The organism is Alphaproteobacteria bacterium (assembly GCA_016124955.1).
GTDB lineage: Bacteria > Pseudomonadota > Alphaproteobacteria > UBA9219 > RFNS01 > RI-461.
This window is the reverse complement of the sequence record WGMR01000003.1, coordinates 131,571-152,944: the sequence shown is the minus strand read 5'-3', so window position 1 is coordinate 152,944 and position 21,374 is coordinate 131,571. Positions and strand designations below refer to the sequence as shown.

At 54.7% G+C, this 21,374-nt stretch carries 16 protein-coding genes; 14 read left to right on the top strand and 2 right to left on the bottom strand.

The window, feature by feature from the left end; all coding sequences use genetic code 11:
• Nucleotides 1-5 precede the first annotated feature (5 nt).
• The 13 genes from GC131_01625 (at nt 6) to GC131_01565 (ending at nt 16,666) form a co-directional block, all read left to right on the top strand.
• Complete coding sequence (locus GC131_01625) at nt 6-722, top strand: hypothetical protein (protein MBI1272772.1); 717 nt, start codon at nt 6-8, stop codon at nt 720-722.
• 64 nt (nt 723-786) lie between these two features.
• Nucleotides 787-3,060 (top strand): hypothetical protein, encoded by a 2,274-nt coding sequence (locus tag GC131_01620; GenBank protein MBI1272771.1) that lies wholly within the window; start codon nt 787-789, stop codon nt 3,058-3,060.
• Between the two features lie 262 nt (nt 3,061-3,322).
• Complete coding sequence (locus GC131_01615; GenBank protein MBI1272770.1) at nt 3,323-4,261, top strand: methylenetetrahydrofolate reductase [NAD(P)H]; 939 nt, start codon at nt 3,323-3,325, stop codon at nt 4,259-4,261.
• An 18-nt stretch (nt 4,262-4,279) separates the two neighbouring features.
• Complete coding sequence (gene metE, locus GC131_01610; GenBank protein MBI1272769.1) at nt 4,280-6,631, top strand: 5-methyltetrahydropteroyltriglutamate--homocysteine S-methyltransferase; 2,352 nt, start codon at nt 4,280-4,282, stop codon at nt 6,629-6,631.
• 75 nt (nt 6,632-6,706) lie between these two features.
• Entirely contained in the window at nt 6,707-7,855 is a 1,149-nt protein-coding gene (locus tag GC131_01605) for a cystathionine gamma-synthase (protein ID MBI1272768.1), read from the top strand.
• A 10-nt stretch (nt 7,856-7,865) separates the two neighbouring features.
• The gene (locus GC131_01600) at nt 7,866-9,173 is read left to right on the top strand and encodes an aminotransferase class I/II-fold pyridoxal phosphate-dependent enzyme (GenBank protein ID MBI1272767.1); all 1,308 of its coding nucleotides are present in this window, start codon (nt 7,866-7,868) and stop codon (nt 9,171-9,173) included.
• A 194-nt stretch (nt 9,174-9,367) separates the two neighbouring features.
• A complete protein-coding gene (locus GC131_01595) occupies nt 9,368-10,450 on the top strand; it encodes an OmpA family protein (protein MBI1272766.1) in 1,083 nt (360 codons plus the stop codon).
• Nucleotides 10,451-10,528: 78 nt separating this feature from the next.
• Complete coding sequence (locus tag GC131_01590; protein ID MBI1272765.1) at nt 10,529-11,482, top strand: NAD-dependent epimerase/dehydratase family protein; 954 nt, start codon at nt 10,529-10,531, stop codon at nt 11,480-11,482.
• Entirely contained in the window at nt 11,483-12,559 is a 1,077-nt protein-coding gene (locus GC131_01585; GenBank protein MBI1272764.1) for an NAD-dependent epimerase/dehydratase family protein, read from the top strand.
• 19 nt (nt 12,560-12,578) lie between these two features.
• A complete protein-coding gene (locus GC131_01580; protein MBI1272763.1) occupies nt 12,579-13,289 on the top strand; it encodes a hypothetical protein in 711 nt (236 codons plus the stop codon).
• A 5-nt stretch (nt 13,290-13,294) separates the two neighbouring features.
• A complete protein-coding gene (locus GC131_01575) occupies nt 13,295-14,704 on the top strand; it encodes a glycosyltransferase (GenBank protein MBI1272762.1) in 1,410 nt (469 codons plus the stop codon).
• Nucleotides 14,704-15,924: a hypothetical protein gene (locus GC131_01570; protein ID MBI1272761.1), complete on the top strand. Its 1,221-nt coding sequence runs from the start codon at nt 14,704-14,706 to the stop codon at nt 15,922-15,924. Before GC131_01575 ends, GC131_01570 begins: the two co-directional genes overlap by 1 nt.
• A 43-nt stretch (nt 15,925-15,967) precedes the next feature.
• On the top strand, nt 15,968-16,666 hold the full coding sequence (locus tag GC131_01565; protein ID MBI1272760.1) for a hypothetical protein: 699 nt from the start codon (nt 15,968-15,970) through the stop codon (nt 16,664-16,666).
• On the opposite strand, the gene GC131_01560 is transcribed toward GC131_01565, so the two are convergent.
• Nucleotides 16,663-18,495, bottom strand: coding sequence for a potassium/proton antiporter (locus GC131_01560; protein MBI1272759.1), 1,833 nt, complete (start codon nt 18,493-18,495; stop codon nt 16,663-16,665). The two genes, GC131_01565 and GC131_01560, sit on opposite strands and share 4 nt — an antisense overlap.
• Before the next feature lie 12 nt (nt 18,496-18,507).
• On the bottom strand, nt 18,508-19,491 hold the full coding sequence (rssA, locus tag GC131_01555) for a patatin-like phospholipase RssA (protein ID MBI1272758.1): 984 nt from the start codon (nt 19,489-19,491) through the stop codon (nt 18,508-18,510).
• A gap of 105 nt (nt 19,492-19,596) precedes the next feature.
• Here rssA and GC131_01550 point away from each other — a divergent pair, with 105 nt between their 5' ends.
• Complete coding sequence (locus GC131_01550; GenBank protein MBI1272757.1) at nt 19,597-21,366, top strand: ATP-binding cassette domain-containing protein; 1,770 nt, start codon at nt 19,597-19,599, stop codon at nt 21,364-21,366.
• The last annotated feature ends 8 nt before the right edge of the window (nt 21,367-21,374 follow it).

Sequence of the window (21,374 nt, the reverse complement as noted above, 5' to 3'; positions counted from 1 at the left end):
GGTTCGTGAAGCGTCACTATCTTTTTTCCTTGATCGAGGCTTACGAGCAAGAGGGATATACCGTCCATACTTCGCTCAACCCATATCATTGTGGTGGTGCTAGAGATGCCCCGTTCACTGGCTTCCGGAAGAAAAAATACTATCTTCGCGTAGGCGGCGGGTTGTCTTTTGCCGAACTGCACATGTTTGAAATCCTTGCAACTGTTTATGAACCTAAAACCATTCTTGTCATAGGTAACGCCTTCGGTTGGAGTGCGCTCGCGCTATCCATGATTTTTCCGAACGCAAAGCTTGTCGCGATTGATAATCTTACGGAAGGTGATGACGTAAGAACGGGAATGAAGTTAAGCCAGAAATTTATCAGCCGTTTTAAGCTAAAGGCGCAGGTTGTGCAGGCTGAGTCGCCGCAGGATATTCCGCATGTTGCCGAGCAATATTTGGATGGCGCAATAGACATGGTGCTGGTTGATGGGCTTCATACCGAAACCCAGCAGACGGCAGACTATAACGGGGTAAAACCGTTTCTGACGAAGCAGGGGTGCATTTTCTTCCATGACGTTATCAATTGGCATCTAGCCGACAGTTTCTGGAGTATCTTTAAGGATTACACCAAGCACGGTTATATGCTGCATCGTACGCCGTCCGGCATGGGGCTTGTGTATCACCCCAATACTCATAATACTGTGGGGGCAGTGGGCCGGCTCTTTCACCAGCGCTGGTAGTGCGGGCACCTTCTAAACATGGTGACCAGTGTTTTCATATTTGTCTGATAAGCCGGCAAACCCAATGAGCCATACGCAGCTAAGCGGTAAGATAACAAATGCCGGTAGGGGCAGGTCTGTGTGCCTCGTGAGCGATAGCAGTGCGGAGGCCATACCTAGCGCCGCGCAGCTTGCAAAGCTTTTGACGGCGGACGGCTGGCAAACAACGCTTCTGGATCTTACGGTCTATGCCGCACCGCGGTTCCAGCCGCTCAATCACCCGGATAATGAAAAGAAGAAAGCGAGACAATACGCATATGAAAAATTACGCGGGCAGTTCCGCGAAAACAACTGGTACATACCCGTTCAGTCCTTATGTACCTACAACTGGCTGCGTGAGCGTAATTTTGATCTGATTGTATTTCAACACGGTTTCGGTGCGGCATGGTTCGCTTGTCAGGCCAGAAAGCTCGGTCTGGCATTTCCGGAAACGCCGATTGTCGTGGCAGCGGATGGCACGCGTATGCGCTGGCTTGAGCAGGCGAACTGCCTGCCGCCATCCCCGCGTACGGATTTCGAGATTGATTATTTTGAAAGGCAGTCAGTCGCGACGGCCGATGCGGTGCTTTCTACGGATCCGGAATGTCTGGCATGGATGCAGGGCGCCGGCTGGAATGCGCCCAAGGTCGCTGGGGTTCTTGGCGGTGATAGCGGTGAGCCGTGGGGAAAATGGCTGCGCGGTCTTGGAAGAAAGCGGCAAGAGGCTAAAGCCCCGTTTTTTTCCGTTTGTCTGGAAGGGGCCGATACTCAGGAAGCTGTCGATGCACTCAAGGTCCAGACAAGCAAGAATTTTGAAATTGTTGCGGGGCCAGACAAGGCAAAGGGTGATTATCTGCTGTTTCTGGACGGTCATGGCATCCTTTTGCCTGATGCCATTGCGGTTCTTGCTACCGCTGCCGCACACGGCGCCGATGCTCTGACGATGCCGCAGGGTATCGATCCGCGCTACGATATTCACCCGCGCGCTTGCGCTTATCTGCCGCCACGTTCGAAAAACGAACAGCGACGCTTGCCGGTGAACTGGCTATTTTACGGCGGAGATTTATTGCTGAACAGTTTTCTCAATCTGTTGGGCGCAGGCGAATTTTGTGTGCGCCGTGACGCTTATAAAGAACTGTCTGGTGCTAACCCGGGGTTATCCAAAGCCGCCTTGTTGCTCAAGGCGCTTGGCGAAGGGCGCCGCATCGAATGTGTGCCTGAAGTGATTGCGCTTTCCAAAAAGCGCTACGCTGTCGCGCCATTTGATGTTCAGAAGGATGAGCTGCGAATTATCGCACAGCATCTGCCGGAAGCGATGCGGCCTTTGCTGCTTGCGGCGCGCGGCCCGCTGAACGGTATCCGGGCGCATCCCGGGCGCTACCCGGCTGCTTCTTGCGCTACAAAGCGCCATCCGTTGTTCGCAGGCAAACCCGCAGGTGACACGCCTGCATTCGTTATTTGCCCGGATGATAATTACGTATTACAGGCCAGCGTCGTGATTGCTTCGATATGTTCGGCGCATGCCAAGCGGGTTGATATTTATATTATTTCAGCCCTGCGGCCGGAAAACATAAAACGGCTTCAGGCAATCGCGCAGCATTTCGGCCAAACTTTAAACTTTGTTGCATGCAGATCAGAGCTGGATGTAAAGGTCGCGGCGCGGCCGCTGCACGGGAACCGCAGCATGTCGATGTACACACGTGTTTTCATTCCCGATTATCTATCCGATCTTAAAAGGGTTATATACCTGGATTGTGATGTGATCGTGCGTAGCGCGGTCGATGAATTATGGCATTCTGATCTTGAAGATTGCCCGGTTGGGGCGGTTGCAGACCCGTTCTTTATTTTTGAGACGCAGTTTCTGGAGCAATTCGGCGGCGACCAATTTAATTCGGGCATGCTGTTGATGGATCTGGAAAACTGGCGGGCGGATAAGGTTACGGACCAGGCGGTCAAATGGATCAAGCATTTTGATGCGCGGCCAAGCGCGATCCATTATCGCGACCCGGCGAACCCGCAAAATCCGCCGCTCGGATGGCCGGATACGTTGCATTATTGGGATCAATCATCCCTGAACATGGCGCTTAAGGGCCGCTGGAAGGCGCTGGCGCCGAAATGGAACTTCAACGAACGCGCCCGCCCGCACCATATGCCGCATTACTGCATGGATCCCGGGCAATATGATGGCCTTAAAAATAACCCTGCCATCTATCACTTTATGGGCGAGGAAAAGCCGTGGTTACCTCAATATTCGGGCCATGCTTTTGCGCAGGAATATAACCTTTTGGCCAAACTGGTGCAGTCGCTATGGGACCATTAGTGGTTATGCTGTTATTCAGATGAACATATATTTATTCTATACCAATGTATTACAGGATATTTCTCATGTTGATTGTGTGATGTGCGGTGGTGGACTGGGTGCCATGAAGTGGTTGACATGCTAAGCAGGAATAAGCTTAAAATACAGAAGTTCATGGTGAACTCGCGGGCTTTGAGTGGGCAGCTTGCTACCGCGTTATCAATAGCTAAAGCGTCGCAGATCAACTCTGTGGCTCCCTCGTTTCGGACTGCGGAGTTTTTTTATGTCTTTTTTCCAGGCGACTGCGCGTTTCCAAGCACCGGAAACAGACGCAGGCCACTATACGGAGAACGGCGTGCCTGAAGCGCGGACGGGAATCTCCTTCGAATTCTTTCCCCCGAAAACCGAAGCCGGCGCAGAAAAGCTGCTGCAGGCGATCGGCGATCTTGCGCAATGGAACCCGCACCATGTGACGATCACATGCGGCGCGGGCGGTTCCGCGGTTGACGGAACTTATGAAGTTGTCAGCACCATACGCAAAAAATTTGATCTTGCCGTCGCGCCGCATATTGCTTTTTCAAGGCTGAGCCGCGCCCGGATCGAACAGGTGCTCGGCGAATACCGGAAGCTTGGCATCAAGCGTATCGTTGCTATTCGCGGCGATGCCGTTGAGAGCGGCGATCCGGCCCCGGCGGACGCGTATGAAAACACGGTTGATTTTGTCGCGGATTTGCACGGCAAATACGGCTTCGATGTTGCGGTGGGCGCATACCCCGATGTCCATCCCATGGCCCAATCGCCCCAACAGGACCTTGATCACCTGAAGCGCAAGGTCGAAGCGGGCGCCATCATCGCCATCAGCCAGTTTTTCTTTGAGCCTGCAACATTCCTGCGTTTCCGTGATAAGGTTGCGGCCGCGGGCATAAAGGTCGCACTGGTGCCGGGCATCATGCCCGTACACAACATTGAACAGATAACGCGCTTTGCAAAGGGATGCGGCACGCTTGTTCCGGCCGGTTTCGGGGCTCGTTTTGAAAAGCATGGCGGGGATGAAAAAGCCCTGTTTGGGGAATCGGTCGCGCATGCTACGGAGCTGTGCGAAGTGCTGGACCGTGAGGGCGTGAATGACTTTCATTTTTATGCGCTGAACAAGAGCGAGCTGGTTTCGGCGATATGTGAAAAGCTCGCGCCAGATAAAGATAAGCAACAGGTACAACCGTAACGAAGGAAGGGTATTACGATGGTTTTGGCAACGAATCTTGGTTTTCCGCGCGTCGGTCTCAAGCGTGAGCTCAAGGCAGCGCTGGAAGCGTACTGGGCCGGCAAGCAAACCGAAGAGCAACTTCAGGCAACAGCCAAGGAGCTGCGTGCGCGCCACTGGAAGTTGCAAAAAGATGCGGGCATCGACCAGATTCCCTCGAACGATTTTACCCTGTATGACCATGTGCTCGATACAATCATGTTAACGGGCGCTATCCCGGCCGCATACGGCGGCAAAGCCGATCTGCACACCTATTTTGCCATGGCCAGGGGCCATCAGGACAGCTGCTGCGGTCATCAGCACAAGAGCGATAACCCCAAGGACGTTCCCGCGCTTGAGATGACCAAGTGGTTCGATACCAACTATCACTACATCGTTCCCGCGTTCGAATCCGATCAGCAGTTCGCGCTTTCAAGCACGAAGCCGGTTGATGAATTCCTGGAAGCCAAGGCGCTCGGCATCACGACGCGCCCGGTCCTGCTTGGCCCGGTGACCTTTCTTTCTGTCGGTAAATGCCGTGATCAGAGCGATCCGTTGGCTTTGCTGCCGCGCTTGCTTCCCGTCTATAGCCAGATCCTTGAAAAGCTGGCGGCGGCCGGGGCCGAATGGGTCCAGATCGACGAGCCCGTGCTCGCGCTCGATAAGAGCCCGGCGGTGCAAAAGGCACTGTCGCAGGCCTATGCGACGCTGACGGCGCTTCAGAAGCGCCCGAAGATCGTGCTGGCGACCTACTTCGACACGATTGAACAGAACCTTGAAACGGCTTGCGGCCTGAAGACCGAAGCGTTGCACATCGATCTGGTGCGCGCCCCCGGCCAGCTTGATGCCGTGCTTAAGGCGCTTCCTGCCCAGACCGTGCTTTCGGTCGGTGTGATCGATGGCCGTAACATCTGGCGCGCCGATCTTGATGGCGCGCTTAAGCAAGTGCAGAAGGCCGTGAAGGCGCTTGGCGCTGACCGCGTGTGGGTTGCGCCAAGCTGCTCGCTGTTGCATAGCCCGATCGATCTTTCTGTCGAAACCAAGCTGGATGACGAGCTGAAAAGCTGGCTTGCTTTCGCAACGCAGAAGCTTGACGAAATCGCGACGCTGGCCAAGGCGGCCAGCGGTGCGGACGCGAAAGCCGAGCAGGCGATCGCGGCTTCCCGTGAAGCCATTGCTGCGCGCCGAAGCTCCGCCCGTATCCACAACCCTACGGTCAAGCAGCGCGTTCAAGCGATCAGTTCGCAGCAGGCCAACCGCAACAGCCCGTATGAAAAGCGCCGCGTGGCGCAGGCCAAGCGGCTTGATTTGCCGGGGTTGCCGACCACCACGATCGGTTCTTTCCCGCAAACCAAGGAAATCCGTGCCGCCCGCGCCGATTGGCGGGCAGGCCGCAAGACGCAAGCGGAATATGATGCGTTCCTTGAAGAACAGACCCGCCAGACCATCAAGTGGCAGGAAGAAGCGGGCCTTGATGTGCTTGTGCATGGCGAGTTCGAGCGCAACGACATGGTCGAATATTTCGGTGAACAGCTGCAGGGCTTTGCCTTTACGGGCAACGGATGGGTGCAGTCCTACGGTTCGCGCTGCGTGAAGCCGCCGATTATTTTCGGCGACATCACCCGCAAGGGCCCGATGACGGTACGCTGGACCAAGTTCGCGCAATCCCTGACCGCGCAACCAGTCAAGGGCATGCTGACCGGCCCGGTGACCATTCTGCAATGGTCATTCGTGCGTAACGATCAGCCGCGTTCGGTAACCTGCCGTCAGATTGCGCTTGCGATCTGCGACGAGGTGCTGGACCTTGAAAAGGCGGGTATTGCGGCGATCCAGATCGACGAGCCCGCGATCCGCGAAGGCTTGCCGCTGCAAAGCGCCAAAAGGCCCGAATACATCGAATGGGCGGTGGAATGCTTCCGTCTGTGCGGTGCGGATGTGCGCGACGATACGCAGATCCATACGCATATGTGCTATTCCGAGTTCAACGACATCATCACGGCAATCGCCGGGATGGATGCCGACGTCATCTCGGTTGAAACCGCACGTTCGCAGATGGAACTGTTGAACGCATTCGTCGATTTCAAGTATCCGAACGAAATCGGTCCTGGCGTCTATGACATCCACAGTCCGCGCGTTCCATCGGTCGATGAAATGAAGGACCTGATCGAAAAGGCGGCAAAGCTGCTGCCGGTCGAGCGGATCTGGGTAAACCCGGATTGCGGTCTTAAAACCCGTGGCTGGCCTGAAACCAAGGCCGCACTGGCAAACATGGTAACTGCCGCCCGCGTTCTGCGCGAGCAATTCAAATTGCCTAAGGGCAAAGCGAAAGTGAACGCAGACAAGGCGGCCTGATGCGATCCATCCGCCCCGCGGCTTTGGCTGCGGGGCGACAATGGAGCAGGGGCAAGAAGCGTGAAAAAAGAAGATCTGGTTCGCGGCTTCGATACATGCGCCATTCATGCGCGGCAGGCGCATGACCCGGCTACGGGCGCCGTCATAACCCCAATATATGCAACCTCGACCTACGCGCAGGAAGCCCCGGGCATCCATAAGGGTTTCGATTACGGACGCAGCCATAATCCCACCCGTTTTGCCTTTGAGGGAGCTATAGCGGCACTTGAGGGCGGCGCCGGTGGGTTTGCCTTTGCTTCCGGTATGGCGGCCGAGGCCGCCGTGCTTGAACTGCTTGAGCCGGGTTCGCACATCGTTACGACGAAAGATGTTTATGGCGGCACGCATCGCCTGTTCGAGCGTGTACGCCGTCATTCCGCCAAGCTTAGCGTGACCTATACTGATCTGTGCGACCCGGCCGCGCTTGGGGCCGTCATCAAGCCGGAAACGCGGATGATCTGGGTCGAAAGCCCCAGCAATCCGCTTTTAAGGATCGTGGACCTTGCCGCTATCGCAGACCAGGCAAAGAAGCGGAATATCCTTACGGTCGTTGACAACACCTTCGCTTCGCCTTGGGTGCAAAAGCCGCTGGATTTGGGCATGGATATTGTGGTGCATTCGGCCACCAAATATATAGGCGGTCATTCCGATGTCGTGGGCGGCGTTGCCGTTGCGGCCCGCCAAGAGCTTGCGGACAAAATCGGTTATATCCAGAACGCTGTCGGCAGTATCGCGGGGCCGTTCGATAGTTTCCTGATGCATCGCGGCCTTAAAACGCTGGGCGTGCGTATGCAGCGCCATTGTGAAAATGCGATGAAGCTCGCAGCCTGGCTCGAAAGCAGGCCGGAAGTTGGCCGCGTGTTCTATCCCGGCCTTGCCAGCCATCCACAGCATGCGCTGGCCAAAAAGCAGATGCGGCATTTCGGCGGCATGATTTCAATCGAGCTGAAGGGTAGCCGCAAGGCGGCTGAAGCCATGCTGAAGAAATGCAAGCTGTTCACGCTCGCTATCAGCCTTGGCGGGATCGAAAGTCTGATTGAATACCCGGCGGCCATGAGCCACGCGGTCGTTCCTGCCGCTGCGCAAAAGGAAATGGGAATGGATGAGGGGCTTGTACGACTTTCGGTTGGCATTGAGGACGTTCATGACCTGCAGGCTGATCTGGAGCAGGCTTTAAAGATATAAGGAGGGATCCATGGCAAAAAAGACAGAAGCACCCGGCTTCTCGACACTGGCGATCCACGCCGGCGCACGCCCTGATCCCGTAACCGGGGCTGCAGTGACCCCGGTATATCAAACAGCATCATACGCCATTGAAAACCTCGATAAGGCGACGGCGCTTTTTGCCTGGGCTGATTTGGAAGGGTTCAACTACACCCGCTGCGGGAATCCGACCACGCGGGTTCTGGAAGAGCGCATAACGGCGCTGGAGGGCGGGCTTGCCGCCGTGGCTGTGGCTTCGGGCCAGTCCGCGACCATGTTGATCATTGATGCGCTGCTGGGGCCGGGCGACGAGCTTATCGCGGTGCCCAACGTGTTTGGCGGTTCCTATGCCCTGTTCACGGGAATTTTCACGAAATACGGCATTAAGGTAAAATGGGCGAACCCGGCCGATGCCGCCAGCTTCGCCGCGCAAATTTCGCCGAAAACAAAAGCTATATTCCTGGAATCACTTTCGAACCCGGATAATCTTGTGGCGGATTTTGAAGGGATCGCGAAACTCGCGAAGCAGCATCATATTCCGTTCATCGTCGATAACACGATGGCTTCCCCCTACCTGTGCCAACCCTTCAAGCACGGGGCCGATATTGTCATCCATTCCTGTACAAAATATCTGAATGGCCATGGTAATTCCATCGGCGGCATTATCATCGATAGCGGTCATTTCGATTGGGCAAAGGATGATCGCTTTCCGGCGCTCGGCAAACCGCATCCGAGAAAAGGAACGCCGCCGCTTATCGATACCTATGGCAAGAAGGCGCTGGCGGTTTTGCTGCGCCAGAACCTGACCGTGCAAGGCCCGGCGCTTGCGCCCATGAATGCTTTCCTGACTATCACGGGCATCGAAACCTTGCCGTTGCGTATGGACAGGCATGTGAGCAACGCCATGAAGGTAGCCTTATATTTACAGAAACATCCTGCTATTGCTTCAGTGAAATATGCCGGGCTGCCGGATAGCCCGGAAAAAGAACGCGTTGCAAAATATTTGCCGCGCGGCACCGGGGCGATCTTGCTCGCCGATCTGAAAGGCGGGCGCCCGGCTGCAGCCAAGTTGATCGAGCGGCTGAAATTGTTTACCCACCTTGCTAATATCGGAGAAACCCGATCCCTGATCGTGTACCCAGACACCACGACGCACAGGCAGCTCAATGAGCAGGAAAAGGCGCTCGTAAGCGTAGGGCCGGGGACGCTTCGGCTTTCGATCGGGCTAGAAGATGCCGATGATATTCTGACGGATCTGGCGCAAGCGCTGGATTTCCTGTCGGATGTCGGTGCGGCGTAGCACAGCCTCTGAGCTGACTTTTCCGGAATCGCCAAATTTGTCATACCCGGCGCACGGATTTTCAAAGCAAATTATCGAAGTATTTTAGCAAACCGCATTGTATTCCCTTGCGCTTTCTTAATATTGATTTGGCATAGTTTGCATACAGCAATGATTTAGTTGTCATTCTGCCTCCTCAAGCATGGTGGTAGCTAATGCCGTTTATGTCATCAGCGCGGCCGCCGAATAGCCGCTCGTCCGATCAACGCTGGCAGAACACATATAGAAACGGCAAACCGGTTGAAATTGTTCTTGTCAGGGTTGCCAAACGCAAGCGCATCAAAAAAGCGCTCAGCGGCCATGGTGCGTGGAAGGTTGCGTACGCCGATTTTGCAACAGCCATGATGGCGTTTTTTATGCTGCTCTGGATGCTTGTCGCAACCACGCCGGTACAAAAGGAAGGCCTTTCAAGCTATTTCGACCCGCAGGTCGCAAGCCATTCCCTCACCAGCGGTTCAGGCGGCACGCTTGGCGGTCGTTCGGTCACATCAAGCGGATCGCAGCTTGCTTTAAAATCCCCGGTAAGCGCGGTTGATAAAACCAATCTTTTGCAAGACAAAAATAAAACCCGCGGGGATTCCGCCAGCTACCTAATGCTTGAAGGGCGTAACAGCAAAAATAACGTGGTGTTACCCAAGGTTGCGCTCGACGATACGGGTAAACAGGCAAAGAAAGTTGCGTTAACGACCGAGCAGAAGCAAAGCATCGCCGCCCAACTGGAAGAAGCCGAATTTGTGCAAGCCGAGCAGGAATTGCGGCAGGCCATTCAATCGGTACCCGAGCTTAGCGAGCTGCGCCGCAACCTTGTGATGGACAGAACCGCAGAAGGGTTCCGCATACAAATTGTGGATCAGGAGCAAACAGCCATGTTCCCGCTCGGCAGCTCCGTGTTCTCGGAAGCCGGTAAAAAGTTGATGCAGCAGATCACGCAGGTGACCCAGAAAATGCCCAACCGCATCGCGATTACCGGCCATACGGACGGCAACCCGTTCAGACGCGACGACGGCTATTCCAATTGGGAGCTTTCAAGCGACCGCGCCAATGCGAGCCGCAGGGCGCTGATAGATTACGGTATGCCGCCGGATCGTATCGCCAGTGTCGTCGGCAAGGCGGATACCGAGCTTCTGAACCCCTCCGACCCGCTATCGCCGCTTAACCGCCGCATAAGCTTTGTGCTGCTTAGAAGCCAGAAATCATCGGCATCCGAAGGCGGGGCCATCCCCATCACCGTGCAATAACCGCTGCTTAGGCGTGGGCTTGCATTCCCGGCCTATATCTGAATAAATGTCTGAAATTCAATAGGTTGCGGTGGAATCATGCAGCGTAGTTATAAGCGGGTGTTGGTAACCGGCGGCGCCGGCTTCATCGGGTCGCATTTATGTGAACGTTTACTGAAGCAGGGGCATTCCGTCCTTTGTGTCGATAATTTTTTTACAGGCACGCGTGAAAACGTTCACCATTTGCTGGGCAACCCGAATTTCGAGCTGGCGCGGCATGATGTGACCTTCCCGCTTTATGTGGAGGTTGACGAAATTTATAGCCTCGCTTGCCCGGCATCGCCGATCCATTACCAGTTTGACCCGGTACAAACCACGAAAACCAGTGTCATGGGCTCGATCAACATGCTCGGGCTCGCCAAGCGCAGACGGGCAAAGATACTGCTTTCCTCGACCAGCGAAGTCTATGGTGACCCGTCTGTTCATCCGCAAATCGAATCATATTGGGGCAACGTCAATCCGATCGGGCCGCGCGCATGTTATGATGAAGGCAAGCGCTGTGCTGAAACGCTGTTCTTTGATTATCGCCGCCAGCACAAGATGCCCATCAAGGTGGCGCGTATTTTCAATACCTACGGACCGCGTACGCACCCGAATGACGGACGCGTGGTATCCAGCTTTATCGTGCAGGCGCTGCAAAACAAGCCTATCACCATTTTCGGCGACGGCCAGCAAACCCGCTCCTTCTGTTATGTGGATGATCTGGTCAGCGGTTTGATGAAGCTTATGGACACGGGCGATGATTTTACCGGCCCCGTTAATATCGGTAACCCCGGTGAATTTACCATCCGCGAATTGGCGGAGATAGTGATCGAGATGACCGGATCCAAATCGAAGATCGAAAAGAAACCAATGCCACCGGATGATCCGAAGCAAAGACGGCCTGATATCAGCCTGGCAAAATCGGCCCTCGGCTGGGAACCTGCTATTCCGCTGCGGGAAGGGTTGAAGCCCACGATCGAATATTTCCGGTCCTTGTTTGCCGGGGCATAAATGGCTGTCAATAACTACAAAAATATTCTGGTGACGGGCGGCGCCGGTTTTGTTGGCTCCAACATAGCCATCATGCTTAAGCGCGAACATGGCCGCGCCAATGTTTTTGCCTTCGATAATCTGAAGCGTCGCGGCAGCGAGCTGACGCTTCCGCGCCTGCGCAAGGCCGGGGTTGGGTTTGTTCATGGCGATATTCGCTGTCCCGAAGATCTTGCAGCCGTTGATGGGTTCGATTTGCTGATTGATTGTGCGGCGGAACCTTCGGTGCATGCCGGGTATGACGGCGATCCGCGTTATCTGATCAACACAAATCTTACAGGCACTTTCAATGCGCTGGAAGCGGCCCGCCGGCATAGGGCCGATACGGTGTTCTTGTCATCGAGCCGAGTGTACCCCATTGCCGCATTGCGCAACCTGCCTTTGATCGAAAAGAAAAACCGGCTTGTTATTGCGCCAGGAAAAAAGGGGGTGGGCTGGTCGGCACGCGGCATTTCGGATGAATTCCCGATTTGCGGCGTACGTTCGCTGTACGGGGCAACCAAGCTGGCGGCTGAAATGCTGGTGCAGGAATATGCGGCGGCATATGGAATGCGGGCTGTTATCAACCGCTGCGGGGTGCTCACGGGGCCGTGGCAAATGGGCAAGGTTGATCAAGGCTTCATTGTGCTGTGGGCTGCGCGGCACCTGTATGGCGGCAAGCTTTCCTATAGCGGGTTTGGCGGCAAGGGCATGCAGGTGCGCGATATATTACACGTGGCAGATTTGTATGATCTTATCGCTTGCCAGCTCAGGAATTTGAATAAATTAAACGGCATGGTTTTTAATGCAGGCGGCGGGCAGGATATCAGCGTCTCTTTGCGCGAACTAACCGATTTGTGCGCAAGCCGCGGAAAAAAGATATCTGTTAGGGCAGATAAGAAAACACGTCCGGCGGATATTCCTTATTACGTTACGGATAATGCCGCTGTCACGAAAGCAACCGGGTGGAAGCCGAAACGCAAGGTTTCCGTCATACTTGATGAAATTTTTGCATGGCTTGAAAAAGACAGGGCCATCCTTGAGCCAATTTTGAAATAAATTTCGATATGTGTGTGCAATGAATTCCGATCTACTGAATAGCCCCGTTCTGGCCCCCGAAGCTGCAAGCTGTTTGTGCGCGCTATACAGCCAAGCCGAACAGAAGGGGCATGATGGCTCGACGTATCGTATGGATGCCACGACGCGCATAACGCCGGGGCAAGGCATTGCCATGGCCGAACTTATTGCACAGCATAAGCCGGCACGATGCCTAGAAATCGGCTTCGCCTACGGGTTTTCAACGCTGTTTATGCTTGGCGCGCTCCTAAAGGCAAAGCCGGACGCCCGTTTGACATCCATGGATCCGTGGGAGCTTACGGCCTGGCATGGGATCGGCCTGCGCAAGGTCGAAGAGGCTGGTGCAAAATCGATGCATGTCTGGATGGAAGAGTTTTCGCATTTCGGATTGCCGCAGCTTCTGAAAGCGCGGGAGCGGTTTGATTTTATCTATATCGATGGCGACCACAGGTTCGACGCAATTATGCTTGATTTCTTTTATGCGGAAAAGCTTTTAGGCAAAAACGGCATTCTGGTGTTCGATGATTACTGGATGCCTTCCACGAAGACCGCCATCTCATTTATAGACAAGAATTACGCGTTGCAGCGCCGCGAAACCGCATGTGCTAATATTGTCGTGTATCAGAAAACCGCCGAGGATGAACGCGGCTGGTGGCATTTCGAGCCGTTTGCAGTCGATCAGAACAAAGGGCGATCAACACCGAAAAGATAGCATGCATGCGACCAAAACAATCATATTGTATTGTACTGGATAGCTCACGCGTAAGTAGCGCGAAGAAGCTGGATGATGTGTGCGGCGCGCTGCTTCAGGCTGGCCACGCTGTCGTGGCGATCGACATAGCCGTAAAGCCCGCTCGCGCGCGGTCTAAAAACCCCGTTCGATTGATTTATGCATCCGGAAAACTTAAGGCCGGGCATGGCTTCTTGCCGCTGCTAAGCTTATGCGCCTATCAGGCGCTCAGGGAAACGCGGTCCGATGTTGTCATTTTTCTTGATTGTCCGGATGCGGCTTTTTACGCCCTTCTGGCCCGCAATCAGGGCCTTTGGGGCAGACGGGTGAAGATTATGCTATATGGCGGAAAGCCGCTTGGCTTGCCGCGTAAATTTTCCGGCCTTCTGCCATATGGCCGAACCGCGATTGAACAGGATTTTATTGAGCGCAGGGCGATAGAGAATGCCGATGCTACGCTTGGTAACCGCGCAACGCTGCGCGATCTCCTTACAAAACTTCATTCCCGGTCTGTACGGAAGAAAGCGGGAAGGGCGGGCTTGCCGGGTATTTGCGTGTGCCTTCCCACGTTCAACCGACCAAGGGAGCTGCAGCAAGCCCTGGAATCCTACGAACGGCAAACCTATAAAAATTTTAGTCTCATTGTTGTTGATGACGGCAGCACAGACAGGCGCGTTGCGCAGCTTGAGAAGAAATGGCGGGCGGCATTCAAGAAACGTCAATGGCGCTGGCTGCGGCAAGACAATGCCGGTCCGGCGGCGGCGCGCATGCTTGCGGTTAAGGCAACAAAGTCACAATACATCTTCTTTGGCGATGACGATAATATCGCGCTGGCGCATGAGTTGGAATGTTTTGCCACGGCAGCGGCAACCGGCAAAGCGGACATTCTGACTTGTATTCCCGGGCTTCATCCGGCGTCCGACATTGATCCGCCGCCCGTGGCGCAGCTGCCAACACGCGACAAAAAACACCCGGTTGTCGGTGTCGGCTGGACGCCCGTAGGCGGATGCCCGGCCCTTGCGGCTTATGTGAATTGCCTTGGCGATACGAACGCCCTTTACAGGCGAAAGGCATTCCTTGAATTGGGCGGTTTTAAAAACGAATCCGGCTTTGTGTTTGAGGATTACGAACTGCAAACCCGGGCAGTGCTGGCCGGCTATAAGCTGGAGGTTATTCCGGAGCCGCTCTATCTATACCGTCGGCACACAGGGTCACGGAGCATGGACCTAAAAGCCATATATACCAGCCATATCATGATGTTGGAGCCATTCCTTAATTCCGCTCCTCGGGGGCTGCACGCTCGCCTGCGGGCCATTCGGGAGGAGGCTTACAAGCGGCATAGGCAAATGCTATCAGCTAGGGCTTCCAGGAAGAAACCGGTAACCAGGGTAAAATGATGAGTTACGATGCGCCCACCGTGCTTGCTTTCGTTGGCCAGAACGCCAACCAGGCCCTGCTGAGTGCAAGCTGCGGGGTTCGCGAAATGCTGCAGCCTTATAATTTTAAAACCGAGATTGTGGATTTACGTGCCGCCAACGGTCTGGAAAAGACCATGAATATACTGCGCACAAGGCAGGTCATCTTTGCCTTTGCCTTTGCCGGTGTCGGCTCCACGTTGCAAGGCAAGAAGGGTAATCTGTGGGAGGAGCTGAAGATCCCCTTCCTTTCCCTGATGTTCGATCATCCGTTTTATAATCTTGGTAATCATGCAATCGATACCTCTTACGTGATCAATTGCTATTATTACCGGGATTTCTATGATGTGCAGAAGCAATATATCAAAAGCAAACAACCGACCGCCCTGTTGCCCATGGCGGCGCCGCAAACGCATCCATTCTATGCCGACATGCCTTGGAACGAGCGGGATATCGGTGCGCTATATCTGAAAAGCGGCGTGGCCATAGGCAAAGTCGTAAAAAAATTCAGTGAAGCGAGCAGCGAAGTTCGCGCAATTATCCAGGATTTGATCCCGATCGTATGTGCGCGCACCGACGCCTATCTTACCGATCTGGTGCAGGCGCGCATGAAGGACCAAGGCGCACTTCTCGATGATCCGAAAAACTGGAAGGCATTTGTTTTTATTGTTCGTATGCTGGATGAATATGTGCGCGCATGGCGCTCTACGCATATGGTGCAGGCGATCAAGGGCGTTGAGGGTGTAGTCATCATCGGCAACGGCTGGGATCATATTGATAAAACGGGCTGCAGGGCCATATTCCTGCCGGGTGAAGCGGCGGGTAAGGCTTATCAGCGGTACCGGCGCTCCAAATGTGTGATTAACACAAATCCCTATTTCAGATATGGCGCGCATGAACGTATTTATGAAGCCATGAAAACCATGGGCTGTTCGATAACCGACAGCAATGATTTTTATGCCGAACATTTCTCGGGCCTGCCCAATTTTATGAGCTTTCAATGGTCGGATAAAGACTGGCGCGGCAAGGTAAGGGGCTATATCGCCAAGGCCCAAACGGAGCCTTCTGACCGTGAAACCGGGCGTTTACGCACCATGGAGCTTCTTAACCCCGAGCGCTGGATCTCTGAGGTTATTGCCTTGGTTAAGAAGGTCAGGAGCGAGGCTTCAGCCCCTGTTTCTGATTATGCAAGCTCTGTATAAAATGTGCTAATAACGTCTCGGCTATTTGAACGGGTGGTGATGAATGGTTGCCGGTAAAATCAAAAAATCCAACGCTGGGCGTAATTTTTTTATTGCGTGGCTGCTCATCAGTATTTTGTGGGTGGGGGCAAACGGCCTCATGTACTTCCTTGGCGGGTTGCATAAAGATTTTACGGCCCCGCAAAGGTGGGAACAGGAATACGTGCCGGAATTTAAAAGCCTCCAGAAGGAGTATGCCGATGAGAAAGAACGCAACCCCGATGTCAAGCCCCGCTTCTCGGCAGCCGAATTTGCAAAACTTGAAGGGGCCGATCTTGTCGATGAACTGAAGAACCGGAATTTGTTGAAGGTCTGGTGTCAGGTGCTCAATATTGTGAACACGGAAATGAAGGATTATCAACCGGTGCACAAGATCGAATATTTTATGTATCGCACGGGCGTAAACCCGCGCTTCTTTGTCAAAAACTTTTTGCCGGCCTCCGTGCCTTGCAAGGATATCATCCCCGTTCCCGCCTCGCAGCATAACCAGGCCGACACAAGCGACAGATTCCGTTTTGCAGCTATGTTCCGGCCATCCGGGGCGATGAATGTTCAGGATGTGCTGAGCCGCTGGCAGGCTGATTTGCAGGCCCAGCTCCGCCATGCCATTGCAATGGCGCTGGCCGTGCCGATTGCGCTTTTCGTGCTCGGCTTTCTTATTCTCAGGATTGGCGGCGGGTTTTTACCGAAGCGCGACAGCTAGCTATCATCGCTGCTATGGATGCGTGACGCCAGCAGCATGCTTCTGATTTTCCTGATAAAGCGCCGGGCGGGGCTGCCGTGGCCGATGATCTGATCGCGCAGATCGGGTGCCATAAGCGCAAGGCCGATTGATTTTATCTTGTTTTCTTCGATTGCACGTACAATCAGCTCAAACCTGCTGATGCGCAGACGGTCGCCAACTTCATAGCTTTTCTTGAATTCCAGCTCGAATAGTTCCGCGAGCGTCAGGTCTTGGTTCACGCCGTCAATCCGCAGGCCGTATATACCCGTGAGCTCCGAAAATTTTACGGTCGGTTCAAGCACGATATCGCCATAGAATTTTCGTTCGCTCTCGTAATCCTTAAGCGGTGCGCCAAGCAGGCGGTCAAACACCGGCAGCCGTGAAGGGTCTGTGAAGAAGTAAACCTGGTCGTTTTCCTGCAATTTCCACGGGTCGTCATAGAGCGCAAGCGGGCGCCCATCGCGCAGTACGAGCACGGCGTGGCTCCATGCCGGCAACGGCGCGCCGCGGGCGATCAGGCTGTCCGGATGCACGTTGTAGGCTACCAGCTCAAGGTTGCTGCCGGTCGGAAGCTCGAATTCCATGCGCCGGACAGGGCCCGTGTGCGGCGGCACGATCAGGTTAAGTGTCTGCGCAACCTTTTTAATCGTCCAGCCCTGCACAAGCAGCGAATAGACCACCACAAGGAATGTGACGGAAAAAACAATCTCGGCATTCTCGACATGGGCCATAAGCGGCAGCAGCGCCAGCAAAATGGAAACCGCGCCGCGCAAACCCACCCATCCGACAAAGCTTGTTTCTGCGGGTGTGAACTTATAGGGCGAAAGGCAGAGGAAGGTCGCGAGCGGCCGGGCCACGAATATCAGCACCGCAGCAATGCCAAGAGCGGGAAGGGCCATGGTGATCAGCCGGCCAAGATCGGCCATCATGCCAAGGACAAGGAACATCGTGAGCTGGCTAAGCCAGCTTATGCCTTCATGGAAACGGCGTACATTCTGTGAATTACGCAGCCTGCTGTTGCCTGCCGTCAATCCTGCTATGTAGATGGCAAGAAAACCGGAGCCTTCCAGCTTGCCCGAAAGCGCGAACACAAAAAGCGCGATTACAAGGCTGATGAGCGGGTAAAGACTGGATTCAAAATTCAGCTTGTTGATCACAAGTACGATAACCCTGCCGCCTACATAGCCAACAATGGAGCCGATAAATAATTCCTTGACGAAATGCCCAAAAATTTCGGCATAAGTGGGTGTTATAGCTTCTCCTGTGGCCGTTAGTATCGTTGCGATTTCGACCAGCACGAGCGTAAGCATGATCGCCATGGGGTCGTTGGTGCCGGATTCAATTTCCAGCGTCGAGCGAACGCGGTCACGAATTGTAATACGTCCAACGCGGAGCAGGAAGAAAACGGCCGCCGCGTCGGTCGAGCTTAGTACGGCACCAAGGAAAGCCGCTTCGAGCCAACCGAGGTCAAGCACGTAAACGCCAGTCACCATTACGATCCCGGCTGTTATAAGTACGCCGAACGTCGCCATGGTCAGCGCGGGCCAGGCGGCGAGCCGGTAGCTGCGCCATTGGGTTGTAAAACCGCTTTCGAACAGAATGGTCGCGAGCGCGATGCACCCGATAACGAATACCGTTTGCGGGTCGGAGAACTGCTCGCCCGCTATGCCCGTGCTGCCGGCCAGCAAGCCAACCACAAGAAACAAAAGCAGCAGCGGCGCGCCATAGCGGAAGGAAATCAGGCTCGTGGCAATGCTCACGATCGCAAGGATGCTGCTGATCAGCAAAATGCCGTAAAGTAATTCCACCTGATTTGGTCCTTAGGGCGTTGAGGGCGGCTTGGTCTTGCCTGAACTGGATAGAAGTACACCGAGGGCGTCAAAAAGTTCATGCTTCTTGCGTTCGACCGCCTGTTCGCCTTCGCGAATGGCTTCGGGGGCGCGGTCGAATTCGAGCAGGCCTATATGGCCGAGCCGCGGGGCTATATGCACGTCCGGCGGGTCGCCGGCTAGGCGGGATCGCGTTACACGGTCCTGCATGATGTTAAGAGATGCGGTCATAACGCCGAAAAGGCTCGGGTTATCGTGTTCGCGCCTGAATACCCGGCGGGTCAGGGGGTCAAGCCCGTGCATCTTGTTTTCCAGCTCCTGTGTGCTTTCTACAAGGTTTAGCAGGTCAAACCCGGTTGCGCTCGATACTTCGCCGCCCGGCCGACGCACCTTGCCAATGATATCTGCGTTGAGGTTGATTGCAATGACCATATCTGCGCCCATGGCGCGGCAGGCGCTGACGGGCAGCGGGTTGACCAGTGCGCCATCAACCAGCCATCTACCGTCTATCCGGATTGGCGGGAATACGCCCGGGAGCGAAAAGGAGGCACGCATGGCTTCTGCAAGCGGCCCGCGCTCCAGCCATATTTCGTGGCCCGTTACCAGATCGGTCGCCACCGACACATAGCGCTGCGGCAGCTGTTCGATAGTGGTATCGCCGATATAGTGCTTGATTTCGTCGAGAAGCTTGGCGCCCGAGATTAAACCGCCGCTGCGCACCTTAAGGTCAAGGTAACTGACGATCTTCATTTTGTTCAGGCTTCGGGCCCAATCTTCAAGCACATCGATCTTGTCAGCCAGATAAACGCCACCCACAAGCGAGCCGATCGAGCAGCCGGCTACAACATCGAACTTGAAGCCCATGTTGGTAAGTGCCCGGATTACCCCTATGTGAGCCCAACCCCGGGCCATGCCGCTGCTGAGCGCTAGGCCGATTTTGCGGTTCGGTACCGATATAGTGCGGTTATCGGGCATAACCCCATGATACGCAGATGTGTGTGGAAAAAGCTTTAAACTTCCTTATGATAGCGGAAGAATCTGTTTCCTTTCAATGACCTCCAGCCAAGTTAGCTATCGCACGTGTCATCCCCCAAGAAGCACCATACCCCGTCATCCCAGCTGATCGCGCGTCTGTTCAGGCAGTATCTGATCCGGCACATTCCCGACTTAGCACTTGCAACATTTTTTATGGCCATTGCCGCGATCATGACCGGCGCCATGGCCAAGATGATGGAACCGATTATCGACCATGTCATGAAGCAGGGCAGCACCATGCTTGTGCTGGAAGTGGCGGTTGCCGTTTTGCTTATCTTCGCCATACGCGGGGGTGCAACCTATGTTCATACGGTGATGATGAACAAGATTGGCCAGCGCATCATCACCGATGCACAACAAGATCTATACAGACATTTGCTCGATGCCGATCTTTCTTTTTACCACGCCAACGCATCGGGAACGCTGATTTCACGCATGACCAACGATGTCGGCGTCATGCGACAGGCCGTGGGCGAGTGCATGACCAGCTCGTTCCGTGGCGGTCTGACACTCGCGATATTGATCGGTGTTATGTTCTATCAGGATTGGCAGCTCGCGCTTGGTTCGTTTCTTGTATTTCCGCCCTCCGCCCTCATGGTAGCCAAGCTGGGCAAGCGCATGCGCCGGGTTTCATCGAGCACGCAGCATGAAATCGGTCATTTTGCATCTTTTCTAAGCCAGACGTTCCAGGGCATACGCCACGTCAAGGCCTATGGCATGGAAACCAAGGAAAGCGGCTATGCCAAGAAGATCACCGAAAAAATCTTTGAACTTTGCCTGAAGGGCTATCGTGTCAGCGCGCTTTCAAACCCTATATCCGAACTGCTAAGCGGGTTCGCGATCGCCGCCGTTATCGTTTATGGCGGGAACCAGGTCATGAACGGCAGCAGCACGCCGGGCGAGTTGTTTTCCTTCATCACCGCCTTTCTTCTCGCCTACGACCCGATGAAGCGCATGGCAAAGATGAACGCACAACTGCAAAGCGGCCTTGCGGCAGCAGAGCGGTTGTTTTCCGTATTTGACATCAAGCCGTCCATTGTTGACAGCACGACGGCGAAATCGCTCAAGACCAGTGATTACAGCATCGGCATAGAAGGTGTGAGCTTTAGTTATCCCGATGGTACGCAAGCGCTACGCGATATCACCATTACGGTGCCGAATGGCAAGACGGTCGCGATCGTCGGCGCTTCGGGTTCCGGTAAATCGACGATCATAAATCTGATTCCGCGCTTCTATGATGTGCAGCAAGGCAAGGTAACGGTCGGCGGGCACGATGTCCGGGATTTATCGCTGGAAAGCCTGCGCGATCACATTGCGCTTGTCAGCCAGGAAACGGCGCTGTTTGACGATACCATCCGCGCCAATATCGCCTATGGCAAACCCGATGCGAGCGATAGTGAAATTGAATCGGCGGCAGAAGCGGCCTTTGCAGACGGCTTTATCAAACAGCTGCCCGAAGGCTATGCTACAATGGTTGGCGAGCTTGGCGTAAAGCTTTCGGGCGGACAAAGGCAGCGTGTTGCCATTGCCCGCGCGATGCTGCGCAATGCGCCCGTGCTTTTGCTGGATGAGGCGACATCCGCGCTCGATAACGAGTCCGAACGCGCCGTGCAAAATGCGCTGCGGCGTTTGCAAGTGGGGCGCACGACAATTGTTGTTGCGCACAGACTTTCCACCATCGTGGATTCCGATCTGATTGTTGTTTTGCAAGCCGGTCAGGCGGTGGAGCAGGGCACACACACAGAGCTGATGGAACGCGGCGGGACCTATGCCAAGCTCTATGGCATTCAGGGTAACTTAATAGATAACTGGTAAATATGAAT